At 46.5% G+C, this 17,649-nt stretch carries 10 protein-coding genes; 5 read left to right on the top strand and 5 right to left on the bottom strand.

Features of this window, described 5'->3' with window-relative positions:
- Positions 1 to 98 precede the first annotated feature (98 nt).
- The 4 genes from FEF09_RS24285 (at position 99) to FEF09_RS24270 (ending at position 11,491) form a co-directional block, all read left to right on the top strand.
- Complete coding sequence (locus tag FEF09_RS24285; RefSeq protein ID WP_146307524.1) at positions 99 to 7,322, top strand: Ig-like domain-containing protein; 7,224 nt, start codon at positions 99 to 101, stop codon at positions 7,320 to 7,322.
- Positions 7,323 to 7,341: 19 nt separating this feature from the next.
- A complete protein-coding gene (locus FEF09_RS24280) occupies positions 7,342 to 8,265 on the top strand; it encodes a PorP/SprF family type IX secretion system membrane protein (RefSeq protein ID WP_146307522.1) in 924 nt (307 codons plus the stop codon).
- 181 nt (positions 8,266 to 8,446) lie between these two features.
- Entirely contained in the window at positions 8,447 to 10,036 is a 1,590-nt protein-coding gene (locus FEF09_RS24275) for a hypothetical protein (protein ID WP_146307521.1), read from the top strand.
- Between the two features lie 471 nt (positions 10,037 to 10,507).
- Positions 10,508 to 11,491, top strand: a complete 984-nt coding sequence (locus tag FEF09_RS24270) for a fatty acid desaturase (RefSeq protein ID WP_146307519.1) — start codon at positions 10,508 to 10,510, stop codon at positions 11,489 to 11,491.
- A gap of 111 nt (positions 11,492 to 11,602) precedes the next feature.
- On the opposite strand, the gene FEF09_RS24265 is transcribed toward FEF09_RS24270, so the two are convergent.
- The gene (locus tag FEF09_RS24265) at positions 11,603 to 13,558 is read right to left on the bottom strand and encodes a heparinase II/III family protein (protein WP_146307517.1); all 1,956 of its coding nucleotides are present in this window, start codon (positions 13,556 to 13,558) and stop codon (positions 11,603 to 11,605) included.
- A gap of 158 nt (positions 13,559 to 13,716) precedes the next feature.
- On the opposite strand from FEF09_RS24265, the gene FEF09_RS24260 reads away from it, so the two are divergent.
- Positions 13,717 to 14,247: a hypothetical protein gene (locus tag FEF09_RS24260; protein WP_146307516.1), complete on the top strand. Its 531-nt coding sequence runs from the start codon at positions 13,717 to 13,719 to the stop codon at positions 14,245 to 14,247.
- A gap of 48 nt (positions 14,248 to 14,295) precedes the next feature.
- Here the strand turns inward: FEF09_RS24260 and FEF09_RS24255 are convergent, their stop codons facing one another.
- The 4 genes from FEF09_RS24255 to FEF09_RS24240 form a co-directional block, all read right to left on the bottom strand.
- The gene (locus FEF09_RS24255; protein ID WP_146307514.1) at positions 14,296 to 15,441 is read right to left on the bottom strand and encodes a glycosyltransferase; all 1,146 of its coding nucleotides are present in this window, start codon (positions 15,439 to 15,441) and stop codon (positions 14,296 to 14,298) included.
- 363 nt (positions 15,442 to 15,804) lie between these two features.
- Positions 15,805 to 16,332, bottom strand: coding sequence for a class I SAM-dependent methyltransferase (locus FEF09_RS24250; protein WP_146307512.1), 528 nt, complete (start codon positions 16,330 to 16,332; stop codon positions 15,805 to 15,807).
- Positions 16,333 to 16,364: 32 nt separating this feature from the next.
- Positions 16,365 to 16,562: a hypothetical protein gene (locus FEF09_RS24245; RefSeq protein WP_146307511.1), complete on the bottom strand. Its 198-nt coding sequence runs from the start codon at positions 16,560 to 16,562 to the stop codon at positions 16,365 to 16,367.
- Between the two features lie 42 nt (positions 16,563 to 16,604).
- On the bottom strand, positions 16,605 to 17,606 hold the full coding sequence (locus FEF09_RS24240; protein WP_146307509.1) for a YhdH/YhfP family quinone oxidoreductase: 1,002 nt from the start codon (positions 17,604 to 17,606) through the stop codon (positions 16,605 to 16,607).
- Positions 17,607 to 17,649 lie beyond the last annotated feature (43 nt).

Raw genomic sequence — 17,649 nt, 5'->3', positions numbered from 1 at the left:
GTTAGCATTGAACTGCCTGCTGGTTCCGCGTAAATATCGGCGGTAACCCGAACTCCGTATCCAATACGGTCAGCCGCACAGCTGACTTTACACCACCAGTGGTAACAGCAGTAGGTGTACCAGCGGATGGATATTACAAAGCAGGACAAAACCTTGACATCACCGTAGATTTCAGTGAAGCAATTGCTGTCACCACTGCAGGTGGTAGTCCATATGTTGCACTGAACATCGGTGGAACAGTTGTAGCGGCTGACTACATCGGCAAATCTGCTCCAAACACATTGCAATTCCGTTATACAGTAGTTAGCGGTAATAATGACGCAGATGGTATTCAGATAACCGGAATGTCACTCAATGGCGGAACGATCACTGATCAGGCAACTAACAACGCCAACATCACACTGAATAATATCGCCAGCACTGCCAACGTAAGAGTGAACACAAACATTCCTACGGTAACATTGTCTGCACCGTCTACACCTGTGAACGGTGATTTCACTGTAACAGCTGTCTTCAGTGAAGCAGTAGCTGGTCTGACAGAAAGCGACTTTGCCGTTACAAATGGTATAGCTTCCGCTCTGCAGACGACAGACAACATCACTTATACAGTAACGATCACGCCAAATACAAATGGTACAACCACTGTCAACCTGCCTGCAGCTGCAGCAGAGAACATTGGTACCAACCCATCACTGGCGTCTAACACCGTAAGTGTTACAGCAGACTTTACAGCTCCGGTAGTAACATCTGTGGTAATGCCGGCTAACGGTTACTACGTAGAAGGCAACGTACTCAATTTCACTGTTAATTTCAGTGAAGTAGTGAACGTAACTACAGCAGGTGGTATACCATACATTGCGGTGAACATGAACAGCGGTATCTTACCGGCTACTTACAGCGCAGGTACAGGTACCAATGCACTTACTTTCAGTTATACAGTACAGGCAGGCGATGAAGATATGGATGGTATCGGGCTCGGTGCCGGCATATCACTTGGTGGCGGCGGTACTATTCTGGACGCAGCAACCAACAACGCAATCCTCACACTGAACAGCATAGGTAACGGTGCTGGTGTAAAAGTGAATACCACTCACCCGACAGTGAACATCACTCCTGTCACACCTTCACCTAACAATGCGCCGTTCACGGTAACTGTCACTTTCAGTGAAGCAGTAACCGGTTTAACAGCGGCCGATTTCACTATCCTGTCCACTACAGTTTCAAATGTGTCTACGACCGACAATATTACCTACACTGTGCAGCTTGCGCCGAGCATGGATGGTAACTTTAGTCTGAGTCTACCTGCAAATAAAACAGCTAATATTGCGGGTAACGGCAACCAGGCATCCAATACCTACAACTTCACTTATGACGCAACCGCTCCGGTTGTATCCTCTGTGGCAGTTCCGGCAAATGGATATTATAAAGCAGGTCAGGCATTAAACTTCACTGTCAGATTTGATGAAAACATCACGATTAACACAGCAGGTGGTAACCCGACCTTGAACCTGACCATCGGTTCAACCAGTGTAGCAGCTACATACACCGGTACCAACGGTACTGATGGACTGAACTTCAGCTACACCGTAGTTGCCGGCGAACAGGATATGGACGGCATCACAGTAGGTGCCCTCGCACTCAATGGTGCAACCATCAGAGATGCAGCTACCAACAATGCAAACCTCACTCTGAACAGCGTTGGCAATACCTTCATGGTAAGAGTGAACACCACGCATCCGACAGTAAACCTGTCTACTGCGGCGGTTTCACCACTCAATGCTCCGTTCAACATGACGGTGACCTTCAGCGAAGCTGTAACAGGCCTCAATGCAAGTGACTTCACTGTAACAAACGGAACACCGGGCACACCAACAACAAGTGACAACATCACTTATACTGTACTGGTTACACCTGGTACGGATGGCACAGTCAACGTAAGTCTTCCTGCCGATGCAGCCGTGAATATCGGTGACAACGGTAATCAGGCGTCTAATACCCTGAGCCTGACTTACGATGCAACTGCTCCGGTAGTAACATCTGTAGCTGTGCCGCCGAATGGTTACTACAAAGCTGGTGATGTATTGAACTTCACTGTAAACTTCAATGAAAACATCACGGTTGCTGGTACTCCACAACTGTCCCTCACCATCGGTTCTACCGTTGTAAATGCCAGCTATACTGCCGCAAACGGTACAAATGGTATGGACTTCGCTTACACTGTAGTAGATGGCGATCAGGATATGGATGGTATCACAATAGGTACACTGACACTGAATGGTGGAACCATTAAGGATGCAGCTACCAACGACGTGAACCTGACACTGAACAGCGTAGCGCCAACTACTGGTATATTTGTAAACACCACCAGCGCTACTGTTGCACTGACGACAACTGCTGCTGCACTCGTGAACGCTCCGTTCACCGTAACAGCAACCTTCAGTGAAGCAGTAACAGGTCTGACTGCCGGCGACTTCACCGTTACAAACGGTACAGCTTCCGCACTGCAGACCACCAACAATATCACTTACACCGTAACCATTACGCCAACTGCGGATGGCACTGTAACTGTTCAGTTACCGGCAGCTGCTGCTGTTAACATTGGCAACAATGCAACACAGGCTTCTAACACACTGTCAGTTGACTACGACGCTACTGCTCCGGTAGTGACAAGTGTAGCGGTTCCTGTAAATGGTAACTACAAGTCTGGTGAACCACTTAACTTCATCGTTCGTTTCAGTGAAGATATCATCCTGAACACCATAGGTGGTAATCCAGCCCTGACACTGACAGTCGGTACAGCTACTGTAAATGCTACCTACACAGGTACCAATGGCGCAGATGGTCTGAACTTCACTTACACAGTGCAGAACGGTGACTTTGATCAGAACGGTATTGCAATCAATGCACTGACATTGAATGGTGCTGCTATTCAAGATGCAGCTACCAATAATGCTACCCTCACCCTGAATAACGTTGGTAATACTTCCCTTGTATTAGTGGATGGTATCGTTCCAACTGTTACTTCCGTAACCGTACCAGCGAATGGTTATTATAAAGCAGGTAATGCACTGAACTTCACCGTGAGATTCAGCGAAAACATCACCCTGAATACAACAGGTGGTAGTCCGACCCTCGCCCTGACGATCGGTACCGCTACTGTGAACGCTACCTATACAGGTATGGATAATGCAGACGGTCTGAACTTCGCCTACACAGTAGTGACAGGCGATCAGGATATGGACGGTATCACAGTAGGTGCACTGGCGCTGAATGGTGCAACTATACAGGATGCAACTACCAACAATGCCGACCTGACACTGAACAATGTTGGTAACACTGCCAATGTAAGAGTAAACACTACCACCGCTACTGTGGTGCTGACTGCTCCGGCTACACTCGTGAACACACCGTTCACTGTAACAGCTACCTTCAGCGAAGCAGTAACTGGTCTGACAGCAGGCGACTTCACCGCTACAAATGGTGCTGTTACTAATCTGCAGACTACAGACAATATCACTTACACCGTTACAGTTACACCAATTGCAGATGGCGTTGTGACCGTTCAGGTACCAGCAGCTGCTGCCGTTAACATCGGTAACAACCCGACACAGGTGTCCAACACACTGACGGTAACTTATGACGCAACCGCACCGGTTGTAGCTTCCGTAGCCGTTCCTGCCGCTGCTTACTATAAAGCAGGCGATGTACTGAACTTCATTGTAAGATTCAGTGAGAATATCAATGTGAACACTACAGCTGGTAACCCTGCTCTGAGTGTGATCATCGGTAGCACAACAGTACAGGCAACTTATACCGGCACCAACGGTTCCGACGGTCTGAACTTCAGCTACACCGTAGTTGATGGCGACATGGATATGGATGGTATTCAGGTAGGTACATTAGCGTTGAATAGCGCAGTTATCAGAGACCTCGCAGGTAACAATGCGAACACTACGCTGAACAACGTCAATCCGACCAACAACGTGTTTGTGAACACAACGCATCCGACAGTAACCCTGTCTACTGCTGCTGCTTCACCAACCAACGCACCATTCACCGCTACTATCACTTTCAGTGAAGCAGTAAGTGGATTTGCAATCGGAGATGTGACGGCTACTAACGCGACCCTGAGCAGCTTACAGACTACCAACAACATCACCTTCACTGTACTGGTTACACCAGCTGCAGATGGTGCGGTAAGCCTGAATGTTCCGGCTGACGTAGCTACCAACATCGGTAACAACGGTAACCAGGCTTCTAATACCCTCAGCCTCACTTACGATGCAACTGCTCCGGTGGTTACTTCCGTAAATGTTCCGGTAAATGGTTATTATAAAGCAGGTGACGTACTGAACTTCATCGTTCATTTCAACGAAAACCTCACGATCAACACTACAGGCGGTACACCGCAACTGAGCCTGACTATCGGTACAAACACCGTAACTGCTGCCAACACAACAAATGGTAGCAATAGTCTGAGCTTCAGCTACACTGTCGTAGATGGTGATCTGGATATGGACGGTATCACTGTAGGTGCCCTGACGCTGAATGGCGCAACCATCAAAGATGCTGCGACCAACAACGCGAACCTGACACTGAACGGTATCGCTCCTACCAACAACGTGTTTGTAAACACAGTACACCCAACAGTGACTGTTTCTACAACCGCTCCTGCATTAACAAATGCACCGTTCACCGCGACTATCATCTTCAGCGAAGCTGTTACTGGCTTCACCCCTGCTGATGTAACCGCAACCAATGCAGCAGTAAGCAGCCTGCAGACTACAGACAACATCACTTACACTATACTGGTTACACCAGTTGCGGATGGTACTGTTGCTGTAAACGTTCCTGCAGATGTAGCTGTGAACATCGGTAACAACGGTAATCAGGCTTCTAACACCATCAGCCTCACTTACGATGTAACTGCTCCGGTGGTGACATCTGTAACTGTACCGGCTGACGGTTACTACAAAGCAGGCGATGTACTGAACTTCACCGTTAAGTTCAGCGAAAACATCACCCTGAACACAACAGGTGGTACTCCTTATCTGACAATCGCAATCGGTGCTACCAATGTAAATGCAGCCTACACAGGTCTCGCAGGTACAGACGGTCTGAACTTCAGCTATGCTGTAGTAGATGGCGATCAGGATATGGACGGTATCCAGCTGGGCGTACTCGCTATCAATGGTGCAACCATCAGAGATGCAGTAGGCAACAATGCTGATCTCAGCCTTCATAATGTAGGTAACACCAGTAACGTAAAAGTGAACACCACACACGCTACCGTTGTACTGACTTCCGCTGCTGCACTGGTGAACGCTCCGTTCACTGCGACTGTAACATTCAGCGAAGCAGTTACAGGTCTGACGGCAAGTGACTTCACCGCTACGAATGCAGCTGTTTCTAACCTGCAGACTACCGACAACATCACTTACACCGTAACAGTTACACCGGCTGCGGATGGCGCTGTAACCGTTCAGTTACCGGCAGCTGCTGCTGTAAACATTGGCAACAATGCTACACAGGCTTCCAACACGCTGAGCGTTACTTACGACGCTACTGCTCCTGTAGTAACTTCCGTAGCAGTTCCTGCGAATGGCTACTATAAAGCCGGCCAGACACTGGAATTCACGGTTACCTTCAGCGAGGCGATCACCCTGAGTACAACAGGTGGTACCCCAGCTATCAACATCACCATCGGTACAACCAATGTACAGGCAGCATACAACCGTGTTGCAGGTGCAAATGGTCTGGTATTCAGCTACACAGTACAACCGGGCCAGATGGATCTGGACGGTATCACTGTAGGTACGCTGACCCTGAATGGTGGTACTATTAAAGATGCCGCTACCAACAACGCGAACCTGGTACTGAACAGCGTAGGTAATACTACCGGCGTATTTGTTCACACCGCGTCTCCGTCAGTACAGCTGTCTACTAACGCTCCTGCCCGCACAAACACACCGTTCACCGTAACGATCGTGTTCAACGAAGCAGTCAGCGGTCTGGCAGCAGGTGACTTCAACATCACCAATGGTACAGCAGGTACACTGTCTACTACAGACAACATCACTTATACCCTGCAGGTAACACCAACCGCAGATGGTACCGTAACTATCCAGCTGCCTGCCGGTCAGGCCGTGAACGTAGTATCTAACGGTAACACTGCATCCAACACGCTGACCCTGACCTACGATGCGACCGCTCCGGTAATCACTGCCGGTCAGTCCTTCGATGTGATCGAAAGAAGCGCGGTGGGTACACTGGCAGGTAAAGTAATCGCTACTGAAGCAGCAGGTACTTTACAGACATGGACTATCGTAACAGATGATTCAAACGGCGCGTTCTCAATCGACGCAAATGGTAACGTACTGGTACTCGACCAGACGAAACTGAACGCTAAAGTAAACAGCACCGTAACGCTGACTGTAACAGTAAGCGACGGACTGAATACCAGCGTAGCAGTACCGGTTACTATTAATGTGAAGGAAAAGAACCTGGCTCCAACCCTGGATCCGATCGGTAACACGACCATCTGTCCTGAAGGATCCGTACACACGATCCAGCTGACAGGTGCATCTGCAACCGAGCCTGCACAGACTTATAGCTTCGCTATCATCACTGACAAACCTGGCAACTTCGATCAGCTGAGCGTAAGCGCAGCAGGCGTGGTTACCTACCAGCTGAAAACAAGTGCAACCGGCACAGCCAAAGTAACTGTTACCATCAAAGACAACGGTGGTGTAGCAAATGGTGGTGTCGATACACTGCAACGCTCATTCAATATCACCGTGGCTACCCTTGGCCAGGTAACTATCACCAGCGATAAAGGCGCTACTATCTCTAAAGGAGATATCGTACACCTGACAGCAACCGGTGGTACTATCTTCAAATGGGATGCTGCAGACGGTATTATCAGCGGTCAGCAGAGCGCAGTACTGGAAGTAAGACCAATGGAGAATACTACTTATCACGTGACAGTAAGCAATGCTGCAGGTTGTAGCAATACCGCTGACTTCACCGTGAATGTAATAGCAGACTTCAAGGTGGATGCAACCAACCTCCTGACGCCAAATGGTGATGGTAAGAATGATAAATGGGTGATCCGTAATCTGGATAGCTATCCTGATAATGAAGTGAAAATCTTCGATCGTACCGGCCGCCTGATTTATACCCGCAGGAATTATAGCAATGACTGGGATGGTACATACAATGGCAGTCCGCTGGCAGAAGGTACTTACTACTACGTATTAACGATAGAAGGTGGTGCTAAAACAGCGAAAGGTTATATCACAATTATCAGAGACAGAAGATAACCCACTAACAACAAGTATTATGAGCTATAAACTTAAAATACGTTCGTTCATCGTCAGCAGCCTTTTATTGGCTGCTGGCATGAACCAACATGCAGACGCTCAGTCTCTCAGTAATGCACAGGCATTGCTGGAGCCTTCAGGCACGCAGTATTTTCAGAATCAGTACCTGGCAAACCCTGCTATGGCTGGTCTGGAAAAAGGAGTCCACTTCAACGGCGCTTACCGCCGTCAGTGGGGTGGTATCGAGGGAGCGCCCGTAACAAAGTTCTTCTCAGCAGATGCTGCAATGGGTAGCAGAGTCGGTGCCGGTGTACACGTCTTTAACGACGTAGCTGGTCTGATCAACAGAACCCGCGTAGCCCTGACATATGCTTATCACCTGCCCCTGACCAATCCGGATCAGCAACTGCATTTCGGATTATCCCTGGCATGGAACGTACAGCGTATCGACTACAAAAATCTGGACGGAGATATGAACGATCCGTCTGTGGGTGCATTCAACCGTCGTGATAACTATTTCGAGGCGGAATATGGTATGGCCTACACTGATACCAAACTGACGTTACAGGCATCTATTCCAAACGTGAGAAGTCTCTTCACAGGCGATAACAAAGCCGTAGACGGTGGTGGTATATTCTTTACCGCTGCAGCTTACCGGTTTGCCATCGATGAGACCATCTCATCAATCGAACCGAAAGTATGCTATCGCGGTGTACGCGGATATGACAATATCCTCGATGCCGGCGTGAACGTTTCTTTCCTCAATGATGTGGCTAACGTCATGGCTGTATATCATACTTCCAAAAGTCTGACAGCAGGCATTGGTGTAAACATTCTGAAAACCGTAGGCATACAGGCAATGTATACTACGCAGACAGGAGGTATAAAAACCTATGTGGATGGCACCTATGAAATAGGCGCAACCCTCAACCTGTTTAAATAAGCAGGATGAAATGAAAAAGGCCGTCTGCCATATGGTAGACGGCTTTTTTTATGCCCATACACCACAGGTATATTCCTCATTCTACTCAAGTAGAAATACGTAAAAATTGAGTACTCAACGGGATTACTCACCCTCCCCCTTTAGCTCCTTTTATCTTCGCGGGCACATAACCTGATATACCATGAAAACAAGATCCCTTTACCTGGCGATTGGCACCATGTTGCTATCTGCCTTTCAGCAACTCAGCGCCCAGACCGTCAGCTATCAGGAGTTTACCGCTCCTGTTTACCGCTTTGCGGAGGACCAGCATTTCAGCGAACACAAAAAGATCTTCTATCTGGCAGACCTCGACAAAGGTTTACTGGAAAACCTGTTGAATTCTTCGGCCAATAAAGAAGCTGCCGTCGATCAGTTCCGCGTCAGCATCATGCAGGAACTGTCTAAAGCAGGCATCAGGTCTACCGCTGATGCAGGCGACCTTACTGTGGCTTACCTGATAGACAAAATGAGCATCTCTTCCGTGAGCAATGGCTTCAGCCTCGCCTACAACGTGGAAGGTATTATAAGGGAGGTCGTGATGAACAAAAAAGGAGAGCCTTATTTTAATAAAACACACAAGATCTCCGGACAGGAAACGCTGGCTACAGCTGACCAGATCACCAACGATTTCACCAAACTGCTGGCTAATCCAAAAGCAGTAGATCTCTATCGTATCGTATTCAAAAATGTGAAAAGACTGGCTGGTGATGCAGAAAAGAAGTTTGTGGATGGCTACCAGACACAAACCATCAATCTGCCTTTCATTGCCAAAGCAAAGAAGAAATATCCTGAGTTCGTAGTGATCGATTCACTGAACGAAGCCCTGATAAGTACCCTGAAGAAAAAAGAAACCACTGATTACAGCAATGTCATCAAACCTTTTGAGCAGTCTTTCCTGCAGATGGCCAATCAGCAGTACCCTGCCGAGTACAATATCAAGCCGATTAAAGTAGCTGCTTACTCAGAACTGTCTTTCCTCTATTATCTGGCATATGATACCGCCAGACTGAGAGATGCACTGGATACCCTGTATGCGAACTCCGGCAAATTCCTCGGTGTAAGAAGTGACTACGAAATCCGTGGTTCACTGTCAAAAGAACTGAAAGGTTATTACGCTACCGCGAATGACCGTAAATATCCACTGGATTCCTCTTCCGGAGAGATCAGAAGCGATATGTTCTCTACTGAGAAACTGTCTGAAGGCTGGATACTGCTTTCTCAGGGCGATACCATCAAAGGCCGCTACATAGACGAACACTTCAAAGGCTCTATCGTAGATCTGGATGCCGGCAAATACGTAAAATTCGAGATCATCGAAAAAGAGAAACCAAGACGTAAAAGCTATAAACTGTCTGAAGTAAATTCATTCGGTTTTCTGGGCAAAACTTACGAAGTCCACAAGTTCAAGCCGGTATTCGAGCAGAACAATTCCGTAAGTCTGGATATGATCCGTACCAAAAACTACCCCTTACAGGTCATCTACAGTTCTCCGAAGATCAGGATCCTGAAAGAGAACTTTGGAGAAGACGCGACCAACGCGATCGTGTTCATCCGTCCTAACGAAGAAGAAGTTGCCAATCAGGGCCGCGACTGGTTCAAAAAGAGAGACGAGATGATGAAGGAGTACTTCAAAGATTGTCCTGAAATGGTAGCGAAGCTCAACAGTTACGATTTCAAGACAGAGGCCGCTTACCTTAAGATGGCAGAAGATTATACAAAGAGTTGCAAGTAATTGCTTATCAGACAGCCGGAACAATTTCCGGCTGTTTTCATTTTAAGAACGCCCCTGACTATTCTTGTTAAAAAAGTATCACCCTGCCCCTACCCCATAACAAGCAACTGCTTGATTTACAAGAAACAACACTATAGAATCAGCTTTCCGACGAATAAGCGACGGCTTAGTGACGAATCTGCGACGAATAAGCACTTTACTCTTCCGGGCATTTGCTGATCTTATTTTACCATTTCCACGCCCATCCTATATCTCCAGCCAGCCGCTACTCACTCGGTATTAACATTTTAAGCTGTTTTATAAAAAAATCTTAATTTTATTCTCTGAATTTCAATTTCTATACCTTGTTAAAGATATTTTCCTAACCTTGTATAGGAATTTGTCAATCTATTGAAGCGAGCTGCCACTGTAAAAGGAGAGCCTGCCAAATGCTATGAAACCGTTCAACAAAAAAAGAATTACAGCTATAATATGAGTAACAAACCGACTGATTTTACGTGGAGTAATGAGCCGAATCCGCATCACGTCCGCGTCAGGCAGATTCTTAAACAACATCCTGAGGTGAAGGGTCTTATAGGGAAAAATCCCTATACATTTTTAGTGATCGTCGGCCTCGTGGCAGCGCAGGTAGGTCTTTCTTACTGGCTGCGCGATGCTTCCTGGTGGTTGATCATCCTGATGTCTTATGTGGCAGGTGCATTCATCAGCCATGCATTATGGGTGATGATTCACGAAACCAGCCATGGACTTATATTCAAAGGTAAAGTACCAAACTTACTGGCAGGCATAATAGCCAATCTGCCACATATCTTCGCCAGCTCTGTGTCTTTCCAGCGCTATCACCTGAAGCACCACGCTCATCAGGGTGAACATGATCTGGATGCTGACCTGCCGGATTTCTGGGAAGCAAGACTGGTTAGCAACAACCCACTGAGTAAAATGCTGTGGTTCCTGTTCTTCCCGATCTTCCAGATCACCCGTACAGCCCGGCTGAACATCTCATTATTTGACCGTTGGGTGGCTATCAACTGGATCATCCAGCTGGCTTTTGACGTGGCTATCTTCGCTTTCTTCGGACCAAAAGCACTGATCTATATGCTGATCAGCTTCTGTCTGTCTGTAGGTTTGCACCCACTGGGCGCACGCTGGATACAGGAACACTACCTGACCCTCGACCCGGTACAGGAGACCTACAGCTACTATGGTCCTCTGAACACAGTTGCTTTTAACGTAGGTTTCCATAACGAGCACCATGATTTCCCATCCATTCCGTGGAATAAACTGCCACAGATCAAAAACACAGCACCTTCTTACTATGATTCACTGCTGTCTCATAAATCATGGACCAAACTCTTCTTCTGGTTTATATTCGATCCGAAACTGTCTCTCTATTCACGCGTACTGAGAAAAGAGAAAGTGAAAATCGCAAAAGAAACAGAAGCAGCAGCTAATTAATATTAAGAATTAAGATATTCAATGCCGCCCACCAGATAATGGTGAGGCGGCATTTCAGTATCTGTAAATGAATGTAATCTTCGCTATATGATAATTCCGGATCCCGGATTGTTAAACCTGATGCTTTATAATAAACGTATGTCTCCCACTACTCCTGCTCTCCTTGTACACCAACAGGATGCGCGTAACCGGCTTATGCGACCAGTTATCCGACAAGCGTTTTTCATCCGGTGCCTTACACGGTATCACTTCTGTTTTCACCTCCCATAATTGTGGATCGTATGTTAACTGTACAGGCGCTGCGCCGGAGACTTTAAAAAGGATGGTACCGGTCTGGCTGATATCCACCGGACAAACAGTCATCAGTGTCTGTGTGAGCGCCTGACTGCCTGCTGACAAGTTAAAATCATCCGTAACGGTAACCTGCCCCTGCTGTTTGTCCATCCTGACTTCCCTTTCCCAACGCACAACACCCGCTTCCGGCGGATAGGCCCCAGCTATATCCATATGCAGGGAAGCCGATTGCTGATCCTGATGGTATTGTACATCCTTAGCGCCAAACTTCCTGCCTTCTTTTTGCTGGATATTGTTAATAGCAGGCAGATTATGAAAGGCAGAACTGTTATACCACAGCTGGTACCTTTCCTTTGAAAATGTCCTGGCAGTATAGGTGCCTAATCCAACATCAATAATAACCGGCTGTCCGGCCGCATATACGATGAAATCGCCCACATCATTATGGTTATGGCTTTCTCCATTATGACCACCGTGACTGGCCAGAAACAGCCCGTTACCGGCCCTTGCTGCCATCAGTTGAATACTTTCCAGCCAGACGTCTGCAATAACCGGTTCTCTGCCTTCACTATGGGAGCAATCGATCCAGGCCTGCATATTGAAAAGCATCCGGGGTTTAGCAAAATCCCCCGAGATAGGTGTCCGGATAGGATACCTGTGAAATGCCCACGCACCGAAGTCTCTCATCACAGGATCTCCCATCATTTTCCCCATACGGTATAAGAGAAGTCCGTCCGTCGGAATTACTGGTGACGCATCTGCCACATTGATATAATAATTACCCGCAATGTGCATTTTATAGATATAAGCAGCCATATTGCTGATGATCGGAGCATCATAGACCTTTATTTTGCCATCCGTGGCACTTTCCAATACCGTGAGCGCGTCGAATACCCTGCCGGTAGCACCGGACCAGTAGACAGGACCTTCATCCACCGCACCATCCTCACCCATAAAATTGATATAGTGATCCAGCAGGTGTAAGGCATGCTCCAGTTCTGCCACACGACGCTCATTACTTTTTTCCAGCAACAACAGACTGGTCATCCAGTTACTGATCACCCACGGATTCCAGTTATTAATAGGATATTCCTTTGTTCCTTTTTTCAGATAGAAATACCGCTCACTGTCTTTCTCCAGTGGCGTCAGCATACGACGGTTCACCTCATAATAGATACGCCTGCGTAACAGCTTTGAATAACTATCAAGTTGTGCACCCAGCAGATAGTCTGTCAGGGCCAGTACAGTAGCTGTTTCGCTGACAAACAGATCCACAGAAGGATCTTCTGCATCTGCCAGATCAATACCCGCCTTCTGCAGGTATAAATGACCCGGAGCTCCCCAATAACTTTCTTCACATATCGACCAGATCCCATTGACGATAGCCGTCAGAAAACGACCTTTCTGTTCAATCGCCTCTGCCACTGTCATGGTAAAGAGCTGGTCTCTTTTCCTGAAGGACATTTCCTCATAACGTGAGCGGTCACCGTTTTTCTGATATTCCATCATCATAGATGCCGGTATCGCAACAAAAGGGATCTTCAGATAGGTGTCTGCCTGCCGGAGAATGCTCTGTTGCACAGAATCAGGGAGTATACGTTTCCACCCTGCAGCGTCAAGTGGAAAAGGATGCCATTTATCAGCAGGTAATAACGCCGCTTCTAACTGCGGCCGGGTAAAACGACTTAATAGATTTCGGGGTTCCTGCGCAACTGAGCGACTTGCGGCGGTACTCAGAGACACCAGCAGCAACAGGGATAAAAGATGCTTCATGACTCAAATATAAGCTTTGCGATCACTATTATCCGCCTGGCAATACTCCTTACCTGCTGACCGACAGGAAACGCCTGTTGACCGATTCCTGATAATAACCCGCTCAGTGAGCATGTAACTTTGTAGTGCATTCTCATAAAACACTAAATGAACAAGTCATGAAAAAGATTCTTTTCGCAGCGGGTGTTTTGCTTATTTCTACAGCAACTTTTGCTCACAATACCCCAAACAGCGATAACAAAAAAGGTAAAAAAGCAGCACGCAAAGAACAAACAGCACAGGTCAACGATTTTGTAAAAACGCAGTTCTACGAAGACTTCCCTGATGCGACCAACATCAATTTTGAAAGAACAAAATATTTCGACGAAGCATCCTTTACATCGGGTACCCATCAGATGAGAGCTTACTATGACATTCGTAATGAACTGGTAGGAACAACAGAAGATAAGGCATACTCAGATCTGCCGGCAAATGCACAACGTGAAATTCAGAAAAAGTATGGCAATTACAAAGTGGAAGAGGTGATCAACTACGACGACAACGAATTTAACGATACAGATATGACGATGTTTGATACGGCATTTGAGGGTGCAGACAACAACTTTGTGGTACTAAGAAAGAACAGTGAAATTTTAATTGTGAAGGTTGATATGGCGGGAAATGTTTCCTACTTCAAATCACTGAAGTAAAAACAAAAAAGACGTCTGCCAATGGCAGACGCCTTTCCCTTTTATAGCTTATGGTCTTGTGACCAGTATGAGCGTATTGGGGTCTTGTTCTTTATCTTTCTCTTGCAGACTGTCGAGGAATATATCCGACACCTGATTGAGGAAGTAGACCGGTTCATTTTTTTTCAGATCTTTAGGCGCATCATCGATATAAAGCAGTTGTTCTTTAAATGGAAAATCCTGCCCGATCATATCATCTTCCGGGCGATCTCCTCTTAACAATACCGGCAGACCATGTTCCAGCATTGCCATTGAAGAACCGCTCTTTCCAAACAATGCGTAGTCGGCACGTGATATGCCCACATCTGCTTTTAACATATAGCCGGAAACAGATTCCTCAGATTGAAATCCGCAATCCACTACATTCTCTTTGCCAAGCAGCTGTCTTGAAATTTCAAGCGCCTTTTCTTTGTATGCACCACCATCTCCGATCACCTGCAAACAGACTGTCTTTCCTGTTTTTTCGCCAATAGCGCTCAGGAAATCTATCTGTCTCTTATAGTCTTCCAGCGAAGAAGTAAAGGTGCCAAAATGGATCGCAGTAATGTTACCTGAACGATCACTTTGTACCGGATGCGGTGTTACAATAGGAATGTTGCTGAACAAAGGGATCAGGTTCACATCCTTCCAACCGAGGCTCTTTTTATAGATACCGATGGAAGTAGTGACAGACTCCGGCTTAATCGCAGAAAGCATCTGTTTGATGATCAGTTTCTGCAGCAATCCAAGCATCTTCAGCTTGAAATTGCTGTAACCGTACAGGCCCACCCATAGCTCATGGAACATGATGTGCCACCTGAAATTGCCATCAATACGTTTCAGATGATTACTAAAAGAGAATGGCAATCCTCTTTTTTCAAAAGAGAAAGGCACGTATTGCAGACTGACCCAATCGGGCCCAAACTGCTTAATAAAATCACCCGCATAGTCAAAACGCTTACGTTCGTCCATAGCAGCAGGCAGACGAAGTACAGGGATCTTTATCTCATTGCTCGCCTGAGATCCCTGATAAACGGCGGTTATTCTTCTATCATTCAGGGCGACTATTGCAACCTCATGTTGCTTACGGATCAGTTCACTTGCCAGGCGTCTTGAATAGTCCCCCACGCCATCCCGTCCCGGTTCCAGAGAACCACAGAGAAAAACTATTTTCACATTACAATTATTAAGGGTTAGGTTACCAAAAACATTATCCTGTCTTGCGTTGGTTCAAATACGACTCATCGTTGTGCAGAAGAATTATGTGATAATATTACTTCAAATAAAGGGATAACAAAAAATACGCCACTGCCCGCCAGTTGAACAAACAGACACAAACAAGCCCTGCTTTAAAACCGGGGCCGGATTACAGCAGAGCCAGACTCCGTTACGGATAGAGATGATTCACTATTTATTAAAAAAATATTTCTGTTATTTTTCCACAGCTCACATTTGTAGCATCATATTAAATTGATAATATATCTCATTATACCCGCATTGTGTATATTTAACATCACCTGCCTCATTATTATTAAAATATTATTTTTTTATAAGTGATGCATACATATTTGCACGTCCATATACCGACGGTCTCTCTCCTGTTTTTTCTATGTGTGGATATCCTGCTGCACCAAATAATTTTTTCAGACTGTTAAAGCTGAGTGGATGTGGTACCCATACCGGTACAGGTATATCTGTATCGTATTCCACAATCATTAATATTCCCCCGGGGTGCAATATCTCTTTGAGCTTATGTACAAATGCCGGCTGATCTTTCACATAATGCAATGCATTCGCCATCATGATTCCATCCAGTGATGGAAATGGCAGGTCTTCTTTTACGAAATCAAGTTGCTGAGGGTTTACCTGTACACCGGCGGGAGCAGGTATTTGCAGATCAGCCGATAATGTTTTGTCCACGGCATAGATAGTACTGCCGGCAGACAGATAATGCGCAAGCGCTGCTGTAAAGGTACCTGATCCGCAGCCAAGATCGGCCCACATAACAGGCTTGTTTACGGATAGATCCTTATGCTGTATCAACTGAATAGCTTCCTGTAATTTCATGACGTTGCAAAGTAGTCATTTTAATGCGGATGCTATTCCCAGTTCTCTTCCATTTTCTGGTAGTTCTTCTTGCTGACCGTAGAGTTTTTTCGTGATCTGGAATGGCCCCGTTTCTTCCGGGCGTTAATATTATTCACCAGAGAATTCTTTACTCCCAGCTTATTCTTTTTTGTACTGCCTTTTTTACGCTGGACGCGCTTCCTGCCACGTGTTTTCTTTGTCCTTGTCATTGTGTTTCGTTTATTGAAAACCGGACAAAAAGCATTCCGTGCCTAACGATGCGCATGTGCAAGTACATACCTGCCCCTTGCCTTCCCGGCTAATATAGCTTCCAGCTTTTCAGGTAAATCGCTGAGGCTGATTTCTTCTATCATGTTATTCAGCTGTGCAGGCTTCCACGAAGTGGCCAGCAAGGTCCACACTTCCTGCCGGATCTCCATTGGCGCCTGTACAGAATCTATACCTGCCAGTGTTACACCCCGCAATATAAAAGGGAATACGGAAGTATGCAGATCATTGGCAGCAACCATTCCACAGGCAGTGACAATCCCGCCGTAATGTGTGGCTTTGAGCATACCGGAAAGTATTGGTCCGCCGACAGTATCTATGCCGGCTGCAAAAGTCGGTGCCGACAAAGGTTTCTTATCATATGTTGCTGAAAATTCATCCCGTGGAATGATCCGTTTTGCCCCCAGTGTATCCAATAAAAACGCTTCTTCCTTTTTACCGGAAACTGCTGCCACATTAAAGCCATTTTTAGCCAGTATAGCGACTGCAATACTCCCTACGCCTCCGGTAGCTCCACTAACTGCTATTTCGCCATTTTCAGGCTTAATTCCTGCATTTAACAGGCGGTGTATGGAAAGTCCGGCGGTAAGTCCGGCAGTACCAAAACTCATGGCTTCCTGCATGGACAGGCCCCCGGGCAATTTTAAAGCCCATGCTGCAGGGACACTGATGTATTCACCGAAACCACCCCAGGTATTCATTCCCAGATCCCAACCGGTAACAAGCACCTCCTCTCCTGCCTTAAACAATTCACTTTGGGAGCGCACAACTACCCCGGCGGCATCAATACCGGGAACATGCGGATACGTTCTTGTGACGCCTTTATTGCCTGTGGCTGATAAGGCGTCTTTATAGTTGACAGAAGAGTAGTGCACGCGTATCAGCAATTCATGCTGTGGCAGCTGATCAGGACTCAGTGCTTTGATTTCTTTTGTAAATTTACCCTCCTGCTCGTTTATCAATAATGCCTTAAATAGTTCGTTCATCTTCTGATTTTTTATTAAAGTTGAGCGTAAACAACAAGAAAAA

The organism is Chitinophaga pinensis (genome assembly GCF_007896845.1).
GTDB classification, from domain to species: Bacteria; Bacteroidota; Bacteroidia; order Chitinophagales; family Chitinophagaceae; genus Chitinophaga; species Chitinophaga pinensis_C.
Note: the sequence above shows the minus strand (reverse complement) of the source record. Positions and strands in the feature narration are given on the sequence as shown.